This is a genomic window from Aquirufa regiilacus (genome assembly GCF_032470275.1).
In the GTDB taxonomy this organism is placed as follows: Bacteria; Bacteroidota; Bacteroidia; order Cytophagales; family Spirosomataceae; genus Aquirufa; species Aquirufa regiilacus.
Map to the genome: position 1 here is coordinate 1265038 of NZ_JAVNWW010000001.1, position 16816 is coordinate 1281853.

Genomic DNA, 16816 nt, shown 5'->3' on the forward strand with positions numbered 1-16816 from the left:
AGTCTGGGGATTTAAAAACAGACCCATGGAATTAGATATATTAGCCAATTTCGAACCCGAGTTAAAGAAGAAAATCCAACAGGTTGGCGTGATTCGCAAGTTTCAGGCCGATGATTTTCTCATGAAAACAGGCCAAAGCATTCGCTCCGCGGTATTGGTTACGAAAGGAATTATTAAAGTTTTCCGGGAGGATGATGAAGGTAACGAGGTATTCATGTACAACCTTCACCCTGGAGAAGCTTGTGCGATTTCCATGACCTGCGCATCCCGAAATCTGAATAGCCAAATCATGGCGAAGGCATTGGTAGACACCGAAGTTTTGACCATTCCGGTGGAATTAATGGATGAATGGGCGGCTAAGTACAAATCCTGGTATCAATTTGTCCTAGAAACCTACCGTTCTCGCTTTGAGGAATTATTGGATACACTTGACCACATTGCCTTTCGTAATTTGGATGAACGATTATTGTGGTATTTAAAACAACATCAAAAGAGCCTAAAGAGTAATACGATCAAGGTTTCATTCACCGATATCGCCACAGAACTTAATTCCTCTCGGGAGGTTATTTCTCGTTTGATGAAGAAGCTGGCGGAAAAAGGACATATCAAAATCAACAAAAACCAAATTGAAATTATTGATTTGAAGACGCTGTGATATTCATCACGCAGGATAAATAGAAATGGAGCCAACTTGCAGCTGAAATTTATCACAGCATGCAGATCAAACACCTACTTCTAATGATCATTAGCCTAGGAACGAGCCTATCGCTTAGGGGTCAACACCAAGAAATTCATTCAGCCCCTCATCTTTGGAAAGGAAAAAAAAGTGTCGCGGAGGATTCAACCTCACTCCTTTTTGCCTTTAAACATGGCAAAGTACACGGTAACCTGCGTTACTTTTTCATGGCGACAGAAAACCAGGACCACCTAACGGATGCACACGCGAATGCGATGGGCGGAGGACTTTTTTACGAAACAGCCGCGTTCAAAGGCTTTCAGATGGGTGTAGGAGGTTATTTTATCTACAACATGGGGTCCTCCGACATGACGCATGTCGACAAATATACACAGACGGTCAGTCGGTATGAAACCTCTTTATTTGATCTAGCGGATTTAGCTAACAAACATGACTTAGATCGCCTAGAGGAGCTTTATTTAAAATACAACTTCACGAAATCATCCCATGTGTCGGTTGGTAAACAGCTCATTAACACCCCCTTTATCAATCTTCAAGATGGCCGAATGCGTCCTACTGAGGTGGGTGGTATTTACGGAGAATTATTTCCAGGCAAAAAGAATAAGCTGGAAGGGGGATACTTGTATGAAATTTCCCCGCGCGGAACAGTTGATTGGTATGGAATAGGCGAGTCAATCGGAATTTATCCAAATGGTACGAATGTAAATGGGACCAAAGGAAATTATAAAGGGAACATCGAATCCAAAGGCGTATACCTTATGGGATATACCCATCAATTACCTCGAGGAAACTCACTTAAACTTTGGAATGTATTTGTTGAAAATGTATTCAACACCAGTATGGTACAATGGGATATCAAGCAGCAACATTGGGTAGCAGGCATTCAATATACGCAACAGCAAGCGGTTAATGAGGGAGGAAACGAAGATCCAACGAAAACCTATTTCGCTCCTAGCCAAAAATCACGCGTTATCAGCGCTAAAATAGGCTATGAAAATACGCAATGGAAAACATCCTTCAACTATACACGCATTACCGCAGAGGGGCGATATTTAATGCCACGCGAATGGGGTCGTGATCCTTTTTATACATTTATGCCTCGGGAGCGAAATGAAGGCTTTGGCGATGTGAATGCGTATGTAGGGAAAGTAAATTATAGCTTTTCTGAGGTACCCTTGAAGGCTTCATTAAGTTATGGTTATTTCCAATTGCCTGATGTAAAGAACTACGCATTAAACAAATATGGCCTCCCCAGCTACACACAATTAAATATCGATTTGAGTTATGAGTTCGTTGATTTCCTTGAAGGCTTAGAATTACAGGCCTTGTATGTACACAAAGCCAACCAGGGGGAAACCTATCAAAATGAAAAATACATCATTAATAAGGTCAATATGAGCAATTATAACCTGATTTTAAACTTTCATTTTTGATTAAAACTATTTTTAGCCTTGTGATAAAAATCACGAAAAAGCGATAAAAATGGCCCCAAATTTGTATCAACAAAAAACAATAAAACACGCATGGAAATTATAGGTTATTTTGCTTCACTACTCATTGGAATTTCACTCGGCTTAATTGGCGGTGGAGGATCCATTTTAACGGTACCCGTTTTAGTTTATTTATTTGGTGTAGATCCTATTTTGGCAACGGCATATTCGCTTTTTGTTGTAGGGGCAAGTTCCCTAGTAGGGGCATTCCCTAAATACAAACAAGGCTTAATCAATGTAAAAACAGCCGTTATTTTCGGCATTCCTTCGATAGCAGCGGTTTATGCGACGCGTAAATTTATCGTTCCTTTAATTCCTGCAGAAGTTTTCACCGTTGGTGATTTTGTTGTCACCAAATCCATCTTAATGATGGTTTTATTCGCAGTATTGATGGTCGCTGCATCTATCTCCATGATTCGCGGCAAATGTGAACAATGCGAGAAAGAGAAATTAGGTACCTATGTAGAAGAAGAACAAGTATTCAACTATCCGATGATCTTATTAGAAGGTGCTGTAGTGGGCACTTTAACAGGCTTAGTAGGCGCAGGAGGTGGCTTCTTAATCATCCCGGCCTTAGTCATGCTGTCTAAATTATCCATGAAACAAGCTGTAGGAACTTCCTTATTAATCATTGCTGCGAAATCATTAATCGGATTTACAGGTGACCTAGGACATCAGGTGATTGATTGGAACTTATTGTTAATCGTAACTGGCCTTGCCATCGTAGGTATATTCTTAGGCGACATCATTAGTAAAAAAGTAGATGGAAATAAATTAAAAGTAGGTTTCGGATGGTTTGTGTTGGTGATGGGGATGTATATCCTAATCCAACAACTTGCTTTCCCAATGAAATAAAACAATCACATTCACAGCATAATAATTACCAAAATGAAAGTAGAACAAATTTACACAGGATGTTTAGCACAAGGTGCTTACTACATCGAGAACAATGGAGAAGCGGCAATCATCGATCCACTTCGTGAGGTGCAACCTTACATTGAAAAAGCAGAACGCAACGGAGCGAAAATTAAGTATGTTTTTGAAACACACTTTCATGCCGACTTCGTTTCTGGACATATTGATTTGTCGGCGAAAACAGGTGCTCCGATCGTTTACGGACCCAATGCCGCTTGTGCATTCGATTGCATCTCTGCAACAGACGGACAAGAGTTCCCATTAGGAAACGCGACGATCCGTGTCATTCACACACCGGGTCACACGATGGAATCTACTTGTTTTCTTTTGATTGACGAAAACGGAAAAGAAACGAGTTTATTCTCTGGAGATACGTTGTTTATCGGTGACGTAGGTCGTCCTGATTTAGCCCAAAAAGTAAAGGCTGATTTGACAGAAGAAATTTTAGCGGGTCATCTATTTGAATCTTTGCGTAACAAAATCATGCCTTTGGCAGATGATATTATCGTGTATCCTGCACATGGAGCGGGATCAGCATGTGGTAAAAACATGAGCAAAGAGACAACTGATACATTGGGTAACCAAAAGAAAACGAATTATGCATTAAACCCTGCTTTAACAAAAGAAGCATTTACCAAAGAGGTATTAACAGGCTTGGTTGCTCCTCCCGCTTACTTCCCATTGAACGTTTTAATGAATATTCAAGGCTATGATTCCATTGACAAAGTATTGGAGCGTGGACAGCATGCCTTAAGTCCAGAAGGATTCGAAGCGGCAGCAAATGAAACGAGTGCGTTAATCTTAGATACACGTGATCCACAAACATTTGCAGCAGGATTTGTACCTAATTCAATTAACATCGGAATCGATGGATCGTTTGCTCCCTGGGTTGGTGCGATGATTCCCGACATCAAACAAGAAATCTTATTGGTGACCGATGAAGGCCGCGAAGAAGAAGTAATCACGCGTTTAGCACGTGTGGGGTATGATTTCACGATAGGTTATTTGAAGGGTGGATTTGCCACTTGGAAAGCTTCAGGTAAAGAAGTTGATCACATCGAGTCCATAGATACGGATGAATTATTGAAGCGTGTTCAAGCTGGAGAGGGAGAAATTTTAGATGTTCGCAAAAACTCTGAATATTTATCTGAGCATGTCATCGATGTTGAAAATGCACCATTGGATTTCATCAATGACAGCATGTTGAAAATCAACAAGAACAAAACCTACTTCATTCACTGTGCTAGTGGTTACCGTTCAATGATTTTCAACTCGACGTTGAGAGCTCGTGGGTATGATAACTTAATCGACATCAAGGGTGGATTTAAAGCCATCAAAGAATCGGAGAAATTCAAAGTTTCTGAATATGTATGTCCTTCAACACTATTGTAATCATGGAAGATTTATTAGCTAACCCGGCAACTACGGTTGTTGACGTCCGCGAAACAAATGAGTTTGCGATGGGACATTTTGATGGAGCAATCAATATACCTTTAGGCATAATTCCTTTACGCTTAGATGAATTTAAATCGATGAAAGGACCCATTGTTGTCTATTGCCGAAGCGGAAATCGTTCAGGCATGGCCATGAATTTACTGAAACAAGCAGGACTTTCGGAGGTTTACAACGGTGGTGGACTGCATGAAATGCTTGTTTATCAAGATTAATGACAAAATTTGTAGCCCAGGCTTTGCCTGGGCTTTTAATCCCTATCTGCTATGTTTGCTAACTTAACTCAAAATTGGAATGTAATGCGCATCATCCGCCTGGTTATCGGTGGATATGCCTTGATTGAAGCATACCGGGGCCAAGATACCCTTATGGGATTACTAGGACTTGTATTAGTGGGCATGGCAATCTTAAATGCAGGCTGTGGCGCTCAAGGTTGTGCTGTACCTATGTCAAAATCAAACCCAAAAAAAACAGCGGAAATTGAATATGAAGAAGTTCATTCAAACTAATTTTTGGCAAATCTTAGGTAGCCTATTTGGCGGCATCGCTGGATATTTCTACTGGAGAGATATTGGCTGTTCGACAGGCACCTGTCCGATCACAAGCAAACCCCTGAACAGCATTATTTATTTTGCCGTGCTAGGTTACTTGATGATTGGAACGATTGCCAAAGCGAGGGTGAAGAGATAAGAGGTAAGAGTGAAGAGGTAAGAGTGAAGAGATTTTATAGAAATGAATTAATTTGCCGAATTATTTAAACTAGCAACTAGCAACTAGCAACTAGCAACTAGCAACTAGCGACTAACGACTAGCGACTAGCAACTAGCAACTAGCAACTAGCGACTAACGACTTAAAAACTAAATTTTAACTTACAATGATGGAAACAATCACCCAACCCTGGCCTTGGTATACGGCAGGAATAATTATCGGACTTATCGTCCCTGCCCTATTAATTTTGGGGAACAAACATTTTGGTATTTCAGCTAACTTACGCCATGCGTGTGCAGCTTGCCTACCCAGCAATATTCCCTTTTTCAAATATGATTGGAAAAAAGAGTCTTGGAATTTCTTTTTTGTAGGCGGAATTCTGGTGGGTGGCATTATCTCTACAATCTATTTAGGTTCGGGGGATGCTGTTATCGTCCATCCCGATTTAGCCAAGGAATTAGCTAGTTATGGCATTACAGATTTCTCAGGCATGGTTCCCGTACAATTATTCTCTTTTGAAACCTTGTTCACAACGCGTGGCTTAGTCATGATGATCGGTGGAGGATTCTTAGTAGGATTTGGAGCACGTTATGCGGGCGGCTGTACATCAGGTCACGCAATCATGGGACTTTCCGACTTACAATGGCCATCTTTGGTAGCTACCATCTGTTTCATGATCGGTGGATTTATCATGGCAAATTTCATCATTCCATTCATTTTAAATTTATAATAAACATGGAAAACAAGACTAATCAACACGCAAATCCAACTGATTTCGAAGTGCGTTCTTTGGACACCATGTGTGTCAATGAATCTGAATTAAATCACCCATGGTACTACAACTTGAAATATAGTTTAGTAGGCGTAATTTTTGGTATCGTATTTATCAAAGCTGAAATTATCTCTTGGTTCAGAATTCAAGAAATGTTCCGTCTGCAAAGCTTTCACATGTACGGTGTGATCGGTACAGCGGTAGTTGTAGGAGCTATCTCCGTATTTTTAATCAAAAAATTGAAGATCAAAACGATTCACGGCGAGGACATCACATTCACAGATAAGAAGTTCAACAAAGGCCAAATTTATGGTGGTTTGATTTTCGGCCTCGGCTGGGCTATGACAGGCGCATGCCCAGGTCCTCTTTTCGCACAAGTTGGCTCAGGCGCTATCGTAATCTTAGTGGTTATTCTGAGCGCTACGGCAGGAACGTGGGTATATGGTAAGTTTAGAGACCAGTTGCCGCATTAGAGGTAAGAGGTAAGAACGAAGAGGTATACGTTTTTAAAAACCAGCTGAAATAATATTCTGCTGGTTTTTTTTATATCAAGCCCCAAAAAAGCTAGCCCAGGTTTACTGCGACTAGCTTTTATTATGAAATCCTTACCTCTTACCTCTTCGTTCTTACTTCTTACCTCTTACCTCTAATTTTCAGAGTCTACCTAAAGGAATAATCCACCCCCGTCACTTGACTCAACAAATCCTGAGGACCATCCAAAATCTTTGCATCGTGGCGTAAAATAGGTGTTACAGGAGAGAATTTAACTAAATACTCCTTCATCATTGAGTGCAAGGTGTAGGCTGTATTCGTAGCCTCCTTTACCCCTTTCATGCGGCACAACATATCCTCGGGATCCCCATCACGTTCACATGCACATAAGGTATAAAGTCTATTTTTATCTAATTCAGCACCAGCAATCGTTACCATTTGGACACGATGACCTACACGCTCAAATGCTTTGAATTCCACTTGCATACCTTTGAAGCGAATTAACCAACCGCCAAAACGCTTTGATGCATCCTGTGCAAATACATTCTGCATCTCTTTTTCTAACCAATCTAGAATTTGTTGGCCTGAAGCTTTCGCCGTACGAATGGTACTATCTACGGGTAACATATCATATAAATACCCTTCCGTAATGGCTACTTTGCCATCTTTTCCGGGTACGCGCGGCGGACAAAAACGAAATCCATTCGATAATACAACATCTGCATTCACCTTCCATTTTAGTGCATCTACAATCATTGTATCAATGGTATTCTCTACCACAAAGTTGCGGTAAAGCGGAACCGTGCTATAGCCGAGTACTTTATTGATTTCCTCCTTATAAGGCTTTTCTAAATCCTGAACTAAGGTTTTTATCTCCGCATCAGCTGGATATTTGATTGGATCAACCTCCACTAACTCATATGTGGACCCTAGTACTTTCCCATCCTTCACTTGAATATCAAGTTTACCAATAAATGACCCAAAGGCACCGGGCTCCACAATCTTCGTGTATTCTGCCTGAATAGGTTTACGAACCCTTTCATGCGTATCAGCACCAAAAATATAGTCTACCCCTTGGCAATCCGGGTGATTTCCTAAGGCAATTTGTTGAGATAAGCCTAAGTGAGACAAGATGATCACGAAATCACATTGTTCCTGTTCACGCAATAAGGTCACATATTCCTTTAAATTATCTTCCGGTTTGGTATAGACAATTCCTTTTGAATACAAAGGGGACTGACGCAAGGGAACTAATGGGTCAGTATATCCTAAAAACCCAATTTTAACTCCCAAACGATGCATGATTTGGTAAGGTTGAAAAATCAGTTCTCCTTTCTTTCCATCTCCTAAATCATGGTACATATTGGCACAAATTTTAGGAGCAAGTAAACCTCCCATCAATTTTTGCATGTTCTTTTTGTAATAGACTACCTCCCAGTTACCCGGTAAATAAAGGTCATAATCCATCGCATTTAACAAGGGAACGAACGCTTGACCTGTTGTTTTAACAGAAAGCATACTTCCTTGGAACATATCACCTGTATCTAAAGTGATTGTGTTTTCCGGATTCTTCTCTTTTAATTTCTTTAAGGCCGTAGCCATATGTGGATAACCTCCCGCTTTACGAAAAGTCAACTCATTATTTTCCCAAAACAATTCATCGTGTGCATGCAGTTGGCAATGCACATCGGTCGTTTGTAAAATCGTAATTTGACCAGACCCGGCGATTGACTTCGTTGACAAAGTATTCTTTGTAGAAGTCTTGGCTTGCGAGGCAAGGGGCGATAAAGCCGCTACGCTGGTCAGAATACCACCTTGTAAAAATTTTCTTCTCGAGTTCATTCGGTTTATTTTTTAGACTTCTTGTGTTTGGCAATCCATTCTTTAATCGGCTTATATGGCCCATATTTATGTTGATCTTCCGTAAATGGGTCTGCATAAGGCCCAAAAGGATGATCAAAAGGCTTGCCTGCAATATCAGGCCAGTCTTGACTCAAATCTTTAGCAGGACGCGGCATCGTGTTCACATAAGCAGCTAAATCCCAAGCTTCCTCATCTGTCAATTGTGGTTTCTCGTAATTTGCCCCTAATGGCATATTGTATTTGACATACCCCGCAAAATTGGACATCCGGTATAGCCCTGCCCCATGATTGTAACTATGGGGTCCCCAAAGCGGAGGATAGGTATACGACTTCCCATTATCAGCCATCACACCACCCCCATCTGCTTGATGACAGGACTGACATTTGGCAGCATACACTTCAGCTCCTTTGATTGGATCAATGGCACGTTTCAAACCTTTCAATTTAAAAATGCCTGAACCTTTGGGTGCTACACCTTTCGCTACATCTGACCCTAACCACTTAATATAGGCCAAAATAGCCCGCATCTCCTTGCTTTCAGCCGCTAAGGCCTGGCCATTTAAGCTACGTTCAAAACAATCATTGACCCGTTTAACTTGATCTTCTATCGCTCCTGAACGAGCTCTGAATTTCGGATAGGTGGATTGCACGGCGAAATAATTATTCCCCCAGGGTTGAGTCCCAGCATTTAAATGGCAATTTTGACAATTCATGCCATTGGAAATAGCCTTCACGGACCCTTTTGGCCCTAAATATTCAGATGTATGGGCAATTAACTCCCGACCATATTCCACCAAAGCTTTCTCCTCCGACTTTAGATACATCAACCTCCAATCCGATGGAGCCGTCCATAGATGGGTGAAATTTGAATCAGGTTCTACATACGCTTGAGTCGAATCAACCATTCCATCAGTTGAACGAATGTGCGAAAAACTTAAATACCCCAATAATGCTATTAATGCGATTAGCAAGGTATATAGGAACATTTGCAAGAGGCTATGCGGCTGGGTCTGATGGTTCATGGGATGAGACGAGCGAATTGGTAAAGAAACAAATGACTAAATAAAATAGTAGAATACGTGTGACTTTTGTCACTTTGCAAGTAATTAATTACATTTTTTCTGTAGGCGTAGTTACTATCGCAGTAAATTCCGCTAACGAAATGTATACAGGAACATACGTTCCTCCCGCATTCGATAATTTTTTGTAAAAAGACCTCAAGTGGTTCCGACTCCCCTTATTCAAGAAATCATACACCAATTTCACATCCTGATTATTAGTTACAGCAATCGATTTATTCAAATCATAAATATCTAATTCTTCAATTTTTGCACCTACCTGATAAGCCGCTAAAAGACTTACTTGACCTTGACTAACCAGGGCATTGTACAAGGATTGAAGCACGGGATCCGTAAAAACACCACGCGGATGGGTATCCATTGGATCAATTAATTGATATTTTTTAATAATACTTAGCATTGCCTCCATGTGACTCAATTCACTGTTGGGGATATTTTGAAAAATTTTAACACCGTATCGATCAAACAGCGTTTGGTATACATCATAGGCCAATTTCTCTTCTTCGCGAATAAATAAAATCCGCTCTCGCTCAGCTGAATCCAAGGATTCAAGCGGCAAATTCGTTACGGAACTTTGAATGGCCGCTAAACTTTGTGTTAAATTCCCTTGATCCGTGTTCAAGGGGCCACCTTTTTCACAACCACTTAACAACAATACCCCAAGCAAAAAGACTACATTTTTCATGATATATCGGTTTTAAAATTTATCAAATGTAAACCTGATGGCCCCAAACGAGCGTGACATTTCACACGAAACCCAAAAGTGACTATTATCACGAATAGAACAATATTTTATGCTGAATATAGCGTTATCATTAAACACGTTAACCATGAAAAATCATCACCAAATCGTGATTGTTGGCGGAGGGAATGCCGGCATTTCCATTGCCTCCCAACTCCTCCGCAAAGATTCCACCTTGGACATCGCCATCATTGATGGAGCCAAAAAACATTACTACCAACCCGCCTGGACGCTCGTGGGTGGCGGTGAATTTAACATCAAAGACACCGAACGAGATGAGGCATCTGTTATTCCTGCGGGGGCCAACTGGATCCAACAAATGGTTCAAGGATTTTTACCCGACGAAAACAAAGTAACTCTTGCGGATGGTTCGGAATTACACTATGATTATTTGATTACAGTACCCGGAATTCAACTCAACTGGGGTGAAATCAAAGGATTGAAAGAGAACCTTGGTAAACATGGGGTGTGCTCCAACTACAGTTTTGAGACGGCCCCATATACATGGGAATGCATCCAGCAGACAAAAGGAGGCAAAGCGATTTTTACAAATCCACATACCCCAATCAAATGTGGAGGAGCTCCTCAAAAAATCATGTATTTGGCAGCTGATTACTTTCGTCAAAACAACATTAAATCACAAGTTGAGTTTTGGAGTGGAGGAACCCGGGTTTTTGGTGTGGAAAAATATGAAAATACACTGAAAGACGTGATAGCCCGCTATGGTATTAACACGCAGTTTTTTGTTAAACTCAGTGAAATTGATGGGCCAGCTAAAATCGCTACATTTGTGGGGATAGGTGAATCCAATAAGGATCAAGTGTATGAGGTCGCTTTTGACATGATTCATGTGACTCCGCCACAATCCGCACCTGATTTCATTAAATCAAGTCCGCTCGCAAATGCCGCTGGCTGGATCGATGTAGAAAAACACACCCTACAACACTTGCGATACAAAAACATTTTTGGGTGTGGAGACGCTGCAAATTTACCCGTATCGCGTACAGGAGCTGCGATACGCAAACAAGCACCTGTGCTGGTTAATAATTTACTCGATGTGATGAAGGGTAAACCCATGTCGGCTTCGTATGATGGCTATTCATCTTGTCCCATCATTACAGGCTACAATAAATTGGTATTAGCAGAATTTGATTACAACAATATACCGACGGAAACATTCCCATTTGATCAATCCAAGGAACGCTGGTCCATGTACCAAATGAAAAAACACCTACTTCCATACCTTTACTGGAATCAAATTCTGCCAGGTAAAATGTAGGAAAATTGTGTATTTTTGTTTGTCAAATCACACAAAAAATGCACATTTTAATCGTCCATGATCAGAAAATTCCAGTCGCTGGTTATGGAGGAACTGAACGGGTGATTTGGGGCTTAGCGAAATCCTTGCGGGATCTCGGGCACCAAGTCACCTTTTTAGTACCCCAAGGCTCCTACTGCCCTTTTGCATCGGTGATCATTTGGAATCCGCTCGTGTCGTTAAATGCACAAATTCCAGCTTCTGTCGATGTGGTTCATCTGAATCATACACCTTCAGAAACAATGATAAAGCCTTATGTTGTGACCGTACATGGGAATGTGCCTGCTGAAACAATCCTAAACATCAATTCAATTTTTGTATCCAAAAACCATGCGAACCGCTATGGTTCCGAATCGTTTATTCACAATGGATTAGATTGGAGTGACTATGGAAAACCCAATTTGGCACAATCTCGGAATCATTTTCATTTCTTAGGCAAGGCTGCCTGGCGCGTAAAAAATGTACAAGGGGCCATTGATACGACCCTACAAAGTCCAAACGAACAATTAGCGGTCCTAGGCGGCACACGACTCAATCTCAAAATGGGCTTCCGAATGACCTGGAGCCCCCGAATTCAGTTTTATGGAACGGTGGGTGGCCAACAAAAACTTGATTTACTCGGTCAATCAAAAGGATTAATCTTTCCGGTCCGTTGGCACGAACCCTTCGGATTAGCCATCACGGAAAGCCTCTATTTTGGATGTCCCATTTTTGCGACACCCTATGGCTCTTTACCCGAATTAGTTAAACCTGAATTTGGTGTTTTAAGTGACCAACAAACAGCGTTAACAGAGGCAATCCAACATGCATCTGATTTTAGCAAAGAAGCATGTCATGCCTATGCAAGAGACGTTTTTGATGCGCAGAGCATGGCTAAAAAATATGTGATTGCTTATGAATGTGTATTAAATGATCGCACTTTGAATACCCAAAATCCTCAGCTAATCGAAAAAAATCCACCCAAATTTTTGCCTTGGAATAACAAAAGCTTGTGACTTTCATCACAGGCTTTTAATTGAAAGCACGCTAAATTGCCTTAGTATTTTAGGTAAGCCCAGCCGGCCTCTTGTTTAAGCACAACTTCTGCGACGCCTGAAGGAACAGTACCCGCTTGGGATAAGATGGAGGCGCGATCGATTTTACGTTCACGAATCGTATTTTCACAAGCTTTAAATAATACACCCGAGGCTGCTAATTCAGCAATTTTGGCTTTTTGAGTTGTTTTGCCGTCAATAAGGATACTAATTCCTGAACCATGGGCCACTAATTCAATTTGCGTATTCGTACCTAAAGCGGTTTGCAGATTGGATATATTTTTCAGTGCACCATGCCAAACAAGGGTATCTGAGGTATTTAATTGAATAACCACTTTGTGTATAGGCTGTTGGGCTTGAACAGCAAAAACAGCAGAAATGAAAACAAGGAAAGATAAAATAGTCTTTTTCATATGTTATATTTTTTTTACGAAACTAACCAATTACCCGAATGAAAGCAATGTGGGATGAACGATATCAATCAAAAGAATATCAATATGGAATCAATCCAAATGACTTTTTCGCCGAACAAATTGCCCAATTTCCCGTAGGACGCATATTAATTTCTGCCGCGGGAGAAGGCCGAGATGCCGTATATGCCGCCAAACTTGGTTGGGAGGTTTATGCCTTTGACCTCAGTGAGCAGGGTAAATCCAAAGCCATGAAGTTAGCTCGTGACCAGCAGGTTCAATTGCATTATGTATGCGCGGATGCCTTGCAAGTGGAATTTCCATTTGAATCATTTGACCTGATTATGTCAACCTATTTTCATACACCGCCTGATGTACGCACGAAAGTACATGCCCAATTTATCAACTGGCTTAAGCCAGGGGCGACTTTGTTGATCGAAGGATTCAACAAACGCCAACTAGCTTACACATCCGGCGGGCCAAAAAATATTGAATGGTTATTTGATCCAACGCTGTTGGCCTCCGATTTTAAATCATTGGCCATTCAGGTGAATCAAGAAATTCAACGTACGCTGAATGAGGGGCCATTGCATCAAGGATTGGCGGAAGTCATTCAGTTCAAGGGGATAAAATCAAAATAAAACCCAAGAGACAATTATCACGTTTTAGACAGAATGAGCCAAGTATCTTTGAATGATAAAAAAACAAACACATGCTACAATTCATTAAAAACTTATTGGGCTTTGGACCATCCGTGGATATTCAAGCACTTATTGAAAACGGGGCCAAAATTGTCGATGTTCGCACACCGGCAGAATACAAAGATGGCCATGTTAAAGGGTCGATCAACTTACCTTTGCAAACTTTGGGTAGCCAAATGAACAAATTGAAGAAAGATGAGGTTATTATAACTTGCTGCCGTTCTGGAAGTAGAAGTGGTATGGCTCGCCGACAATTACAAGCTGCAGGATTTACGCAGGTGTACAATGGCGGACCTTGGAATTCAATTAAGAGATAAGAGATAAGAGTTAAGAGTGAAGAGTTAAGAGTTAAGAGTGAAGAGTGAAGAGTTTAGAGTTAAGTGGTAGATAGAAATGAATTAATTTGCCGAATTATTTAAACTAGCGACTAGCGACTAGCGACTAGCGACTAGTGACTAGCGACTTTAGAAAACTGACCAGGACAAAGAAACCCGTCCGGACTTCGGACTATTTCACTCCGGACTTTGGAAAACTTAGAACATTTAAATGCCAGTGACTAGCGACTAGTGACTAGCGACTTTAACCTATGAGCAAATTCGCAGAATTATTAAAATCACCTGAACCGGTGTTGGTCGACTTCTCAGCCGAGTGGTGTGGTCCATGCAAGCAATTGAAACCCATTTTGGAACAAGTAAAATCGAAAGTGGGAGCGGCTGCCAAAATCATTAAAATCGATGTAGACAAGAACAGATCATTGGCTGAAAAATTCCAAATACGGTCAGTTCCTACCTTAATCCTTTTCAAGGATGGAAAATCTGTTTGGCGCCAATCCGGTGTAGTTCCAGCAAGTACACTGGAAGGAATTATCAAACAGCATAAATAGTTGACAGCGATCAGTTGACAGTGATCAGTGATCAGTCCACTATCCGTCAGCCAACTTCTTAAAAATTCAAATTTTCAAATACATATGAAAAAGTTAAAAATTATTTTCGCCACATTGTTCATCGCGCTCTCGTTACTTGGATGTACCAAACAAGAAGGATTGCAAAATTTGACTGCGTCTGAATTCCAAACCACGCTAAAATCAGCCGAACCTGGTCAAATTCTGGATGTCCGTACGAGCGATGAATATGCCCATGGACATATCAAAGGCGCGGTACTTGCTGACATTTCAAGCAATTTATTTCAAGAAGCTGCTGCAAAATTAGATAAATCGAAAGTCGTTTATGTCTATTGCCTATCCGGTGGTCGATCAAGTGCTGCGGCTACACAGCTACAAGAAATGGGATTTAAATCAATCGTCAATTTATCAGGAGGAATGCTTGCGTGGCAGTCGGCCAATCTACCGATCAGTACAAGTGAAGGCGTTTCAGCCCCCTCTTCAGGTATGACCCTCGCCGACTTTGATAAACAATTACAAGGCAAAAAATTAGTGATTGTCGACTACAATGCGACATGGTGTGGTCCTTGCAAACAATTAAGTCCTGTATTAGAAGCTTGGGTAAAAGCTCAAAATGGGAAAGTTGAGTTAATCAAAATTGACGTAGACGCCAACCAAGAACTCGCGAAAGCCAAACAAATTGAATCCATCCCCTATTTAGAATTCTACATCAATGGCAAATTGGCTAATAAGCAAACTGGGATGGGGGAAGCCAAAGCGATGACTGAAAAGTGGACGCAGATATTATTGTAATTAGACGTTGGACTTTAGACGTTTGACGTTAGACGTTAGACTCTTTGGCAAACCTATCAGGATTGCCAAAGTTTGAGATGCGAAGCATCGATTAGACTTTAGACGTTGGACTTTAGACGTTGGGCTTTGGACTTTAGACGTTAGGCGATAGAAATTGAACCTTAATAGGATTACGACCTTAGCACAAACGACTAATGTCTAAAGTCCAACGTCTAACTAACACCTCATCCGAATCTTAATTACCCCCGCTGATATAATCGTTAAGGTACCTATCGAAGCAATACTCACCCAGACAGGGAAATAGGCCATCAATATCCCCGTCATGAAGGCTCCTATCGCGTAACCTAAATCTCGCCACAAACGAAACACCCCTAAGCTTTCTGCCCGATCCTCGGGATGCGTATTTTGCGCCACTGAAGCCATGAAGGTAGGATAAACCATGGCAGTACCTAAACCCAAAAGCACCGATAGACTAGCAAAATGCCAAAATTTTTGTGCAACAATTAATCCAAAAAGCGCTATGCCCTGAAAGAGCATACCCAAAATCAATAAATCCTTTTGACAAATCAAATCGGATAACTTCCCTGTCCCCAATTGCGCCAGTCCCCACACCATCGGGTATAAAGCAACAAGGATTCCGATTTCAGCTAATGCAAAGCCTTTGGCCAATAATAAAATAGGGAAAAGTCCCCAAATCATCCCATCGTTCAAATTATTAATTAATCCCGCTTGGGTGACCGCTCCTAGATTTGGATGACGCCATGTCGTATCCCAAAAAATAGATGTTAATCGGGGCACCGTACTCTGAACTGCCGCAGCAGAAACGTGCCCGCGCGTATCTTGCACAAAAAATACCGACAACAACATTCCCAAGCTTACAAAAGCAATCCCTAAATAAAAAGGATACGGACGAATTCCATAATGCTGAGCAATCCAAGCCGTTAAAAAAGCAACCAATCCCACGGAAAGATAGCCCGCAAACTCATTAATTCCCATGGCTAAACCCCGATTTCGATCGCCTACCAAGTCAATCTTCATCGTTACCGTACTCGACCAAGCTAAGCCTTGATTGATACCCAACAAAATATTGGCCGCAACAATCCAATTCCAGTTGGGTGCCCACATCAAAATAAAGGGAATGGGGATGGCAATAAACCAACCGAGAATTAATAAATTTTTCCGACCGATTTGATTGGCAAAATGCCCCGCATAATAGTTTGCTATGGATTTCGTAATTCCGAAAACGACAATGAAAGAAAACATGACAGCATGTGACTCCATGCCAAAAGATTCCGAGGCTAAACTAGGTAAAATGGAGCGCTCCAACCCAATCATCCCTCCTACCAAGGCATTAATGAAGACCAATAAACTAAACTGCTTCCAGTTCGCGCGTAAACCTAATTGCGTTCCCATACTTTACATTTATTCCTGCAAAGAAGCCTAAATGCA

At 41.2% G+C, this 16816-nt stretch carries 20 protein-coding genes; 15 read left to right on the forward strand and 5 right to left on the reverse strand.

Annotated features, from left to right (window positions below):
* From PQG45_RS05580 to PQG45_RS05620, 9 genes are all read left to right on the forward strand, one after another.
* Positions 1–655: Crp/Fnr family transcriptional regulator (locus tag PQG45_RS05580; protein ID WP_316070432.1), on the forward strand; the 655-nt coding region annotated here is incomplete at its 5' end.
* A gap of 59 nt (positions 656–714) precedes the next feature.
* Positions 715–2130, forward strand: a complete 1416-nt coding sequence (locus PQG45_RS05585; RefSeq protein ID WP_316070433.1) for a hypothetical protein — start codon at positions 715–717, stop codon at positions 2128–2130.
* Positions 2131–2220: 90 nt separating this feature from the next.
* Complete coding sequence (locus tag PQG45_RS05590; protein WP_315577503.1) at positions 2221–3042, forward strand: sulfite exporter TauE/SafE family protein; 822 nt, start codon at positions 2221–2223, stop codon at positions 3040–3042.
* Positions 3043–3075: 33 nt separating this feature from the next.
* Entirely contained in the window at positions 3076–4494 is a 1419-nt protein-coding gene (locus tag PQG45_RS05595) for an MBL fold metallo-hydrolase (protein ID WP_316070434.1), read from the forward strand.
* Positions 4495–4496: 2 nt separating this feature from the next.
* A complete protein-coding gene (locus PQG45_RS05600) occupies positions 4497–4769 on the forward strand; it encodes a rhodanese-like domain-containing protein (RefSeq protein WP_315577501.1) in 273 nt (90 codons plus the stop codon).
* Between the two features lie 84 nt (positions 4770–4853).
* A complete protein-coding gene (locus PQG45_RS05605) occupies positions 4854–5063 on the forward strand; it encodes a hypothetical protein (protein ID WP_316070435.1) in 210 nt (69 codons plus the stop codon).
* Entirely contained in the window at positions 5041–5244 is a 204-nt protein-coding gene (locus PQG45_RS05610) for a DUF6132 family protein (protein ID WP_315577499.1), read from the forward strand. The genes PQG45_RS05605 and PQG45_RS05610 overlap by 23 nt, the downstream gene beginning before the upstream one ends.
* A 185-nt stretch (positions 5245–5429) precedes the next feature.
* Entirely contained in the window at positions 5430–5993 is a 564-nt protein-coding gene (locus PQG45_RS05615; RefSeq protein ID WP_315577498.1) for a YeeE/YedE family protein, read from the forward strand.
* A gap of 68 nt (positions 5994–6061) precedes the next feature.
* Positions 6062–6508 carry a DUF6691 family protein gene (locus PQG45_RS05620; RefSeq protein WP_315577525.1) on the forward strand — a complete coding sequence of 149 codons (447 nt, stop codon included), beginning with the start codon at positions 6062–6064 and terminating at the stop codon, positions 6506–6508.
* 187 nt (positions 6509–6695) lie between these two features.
* Here PQG45_RS05620 and PQG45_RS05625 read toward each other — a convergent pair whose 3' ends face one another.
* The 3 genes from PQG45_RS05625 to PQG45_RS05635 all read right to left on the reverse strand — a co-directional run bounded on the left by PQG45_RS05625 (position 6696) and on the right by PQG45_RS05635 (position 10154).
* Positions 6696–8369: a bifunctional metallophosphatase/5'-nucleotidase gene (locus tag PQG45_RS05625; RefSeq protein ID WP_316070436.1), complete on the reverse strand. Its 1674-nt coding sequence runs from the start codon at positions 8367–8369 to the stop codon at positions 6696–6698.
* Positions 8370–8374: 5 nt separating this feature from the next.
* Entirely contained in the window at positions 8375–9412 is a 1038-nt protein-coding gene (locus tag PQG45_RS05630) for a c-type cytochrome (protein WP_316070437.1), read from the reverse strand.
* An 88-nt stretch (positions 9413–9500) separates the two neighbouring features.
* Entirely contained in the window at positions 9501–10154 is a 654-nt protein-coding gene (locus PQG45_RS05635) for a DUF2202 domain-containing protein (protein ID WP_316070438.1), read from the reverse strand.
* Between the two features lie 145 nt (positions 10155–10299).
* Here PQG45_RS05635 and PQG45_RS05640 point away from each other — a divergent pair, with 145 nt between their 5' ends.
* Positions 10300–11490, forward strand: coding sequence for an NAD(P)/FAD-dependent oxidoreductase (locus tag PQG45_RS05640; RefSeq protein WP_315577494.1), 1191 nt, complete (start codon positions 10300–10302; stop codon positions 11488–11490).
* Between the two features lie 38 nt (positions 11491–11528).
* Complete coding sequence (locus PQG45_RS05645; protein WP_316070439.1) at positions 11529–12524, forward strand: glycosyltransferase; 996 nt, start codon at positions 11529–11531, stop codon at positions 12522–12524.
* A 41-nt stretch (positions 12525–12565) separates the two neighbouring features.
* On the opposite strand, the gene PQG45_RS05650 is transcribed toward PQG45_RS05645, so the two are convergent.
* Positions 12566–12976, reverse strand: a complete 411-nt coding sequence (locus PQG45_RS05650) for a DsrE family protein (protein WP_316070440.1) — start codon at positions 12974–12976, stop codon at positions 12566–12568.
* A gap of 38 nt (positions 12977–13014) precedes the next feature.
* On the opposite strand from PQG45_RS05650, the gene PQG45_RS05655 reads away from it, so the two are divergent.
* The 4 genes from PQG45_RS05655 (at position 13015) to PQG45_RS05670 (ending at position 15367) form a co-directional block, all read left to right on the forward strand.
* The gene (locus PQG45_RS05655) at positions 13015–13614 is read left to right on the forward strand and encodes a class I SAM-dependent methyltransferase (protein ID WP_315577491.1); all 600 of its coding nucleotides are present in this window, start codon (positions 13015–13017) and stop codon (positions 13612–13614) included.
* A 71-nt stretch (positions 13615–13685) separates the two neighbouring features.
* Positions 13686–13991, forward strand: a complete 306-nt coding sequence (locus PQG45_RS05660) for a rhodanese-like domain-containing protein (protein WP_315577490.1) — start codon at positions 13686–13688, stop codon at positions 13989–13991.
* Positions 13992–14260: 269 nt separating this feature from the next.
* Complete coding sequence (gene trxA / locus PQG45_RS05665; protein ID WP_315577489.1) at positions 14261–14557, forward strand: thioredoxin; 297 nt, start codon at positions 14261–14263, stop codon at positions 14555–14557.
* A gap of 84 nt (positions 14558–14641) precedes the next feature.
* Positions 14642–15367 carry a thioredoxin domain-containing protein gene (locus PQG45_RS05670; protein ID WP_316070441.1) on the forward strand — a complete coding sequence of 242 codons (726 nt, stop codon included), beginning with the start codon at positions 14642–14644 and terminating at the stop codon, positions 15365–15367.
* 216 nt (positions 15368–15583) lie between these two features.
* Here the strand turns inward: PQG45_RS05670 and PQG45_RS05675 are convergent, their stop codons facing one another.
* Positions 15584–16780 (reverse strand): MFS transporter, encoded by a 1197-nt coding sequence (locus tag PQG45_RS05675; RefSeq protein WP_315577487.1) that lies wholly within the window; start codon positions 16778–16780, stop codon positions 15584–15586.
* Positions 16781–16816: the final 36 nt, after the last annotated feature.

Coding starts and splice junctions, on each gene's coding strand:
- PQG45_RS05620 (WP_315577525.1), top strand. CDS start 6,062: ATGTGTGTCAATGAATCTGAATTAAATCACCCATGGTACTACAACTTG.
- PQG45_RS05600 (WP_315577501.1), top strand. CDS start 4,497: ATGGAAGATTTATTAGCTAACCCGGCAACTACGGTTGTTGACGTCCGC.
- PQG45_RS05630 (WP_316070437.1), bottom strand. CDS start 9,412: ATGAACCATCAGACCCAGCCGCATAGCCTCTTGCAAATGTTCCTATAT.
- PQG45_RS05640 (WP_315577494.1), top strand. CDS start 10,300: ATGAAAAATCATCACCAAATCGTGATTGTTGGCGGAGGGAATGCCGGC.
- PQG45_RS05590 (WP_315577503.1), top strand. CDS start 2,221: ATGGAAATTATAGGTTATTTTGCTTCACTACTCATTGGAATTTCACTC.
- PQG45_RS05605 (WP_316070435.1), top strand. CDS start 4,854: ATGCGCATCATCCGCCTGGTTATCGGTGGATATGCCTTGATTGAAGCA.
- PQG45_RS05670 (WP_316070441.1), top strand. CDS start 14,642: ATGAAAAAGTTAAAAATTATTTTCGCCACATTGTTCATCGCGCTCTCG.
- PQG45_RS05645 (WP_316070439.1), top strand. CDS start 11,529: ATGCACATTTTAATCGTCCATGATCAGAAAATTCCAGTCGCTGGTTAT.
- PQG45_RS05610 (WP_315577499.1), top strand. CDS start 5,041: ATGAAGAAGTTCATTCAAACTAATTTTTGGCAAATCTTAGGTAGCCTA.
- PQG45_RS05655 (WP_315577491.1), top strand. CDS start 13,015: ATGAAAGCAATGTGGGATGAACGATATCAATCAAAAGAATATCAATAT.
- PQG45_RS05675 (WP_315577487.1), bottom strand. CDS start 16,780: ATGGGAACGCAATTAGGTTTACGCGCGAACTGGAAGCAGTTTAGTTTA.
- PQG45_RS05625 (WP_316070436.1), bottom strand. CDS start 8,369: ATGAACTCGAGAAGAAAATTTTTACAAGGTGGTATTCTGACCAGCGTA.
- trxA (WP_315577489.1), top strand. CDS start 14,261: ATGAGCAAATTCGCAGAATTATTAAAATCACCTGAACCGGTGTTGGTC.
- PQG45_RS05595 (WP_316070434.1), top strand. CDS start 3,076: ATGAAAGTAGAACAAATTTACACAGGATGTTTAGCACAAGGTGCTTAC.
- PQG45_RS05650 (WP_316070440.1), bottom strand. CDS start 12,976: ATGAAAAAGACTATTTTATCTTTCCTTGTTTTCATTTCTGCTGTTTTT.
- PQG45_RS05635 (WP_316070438.1), bottom strand. CDS start 10,154: ATGAAAAATGTAGTCTTTTTGCTTGGGGTATTGTTGTTAAGTGGTTGT.
- PQG45_RS05615 (WP_315577498.1), top strand. CDS start 5,430: ATGATGGAAACAATCACCCAACCCTGGCCTTGGTATACGGCAGGAATA.
- PQG45_RS05660 (WP_315577490.1), top strand. CDS start 13,686: ATGCTACAATTCATTAAAAACTTATTGGGCTTTGGACCATCCGTGGAT.
- PQG45_RS05585 (WP_316070433.1), top strand. CDS start 715: ATGCAGATCAAACACCTACTTCTAATGATCATTAGCCTAGGAACGAGC.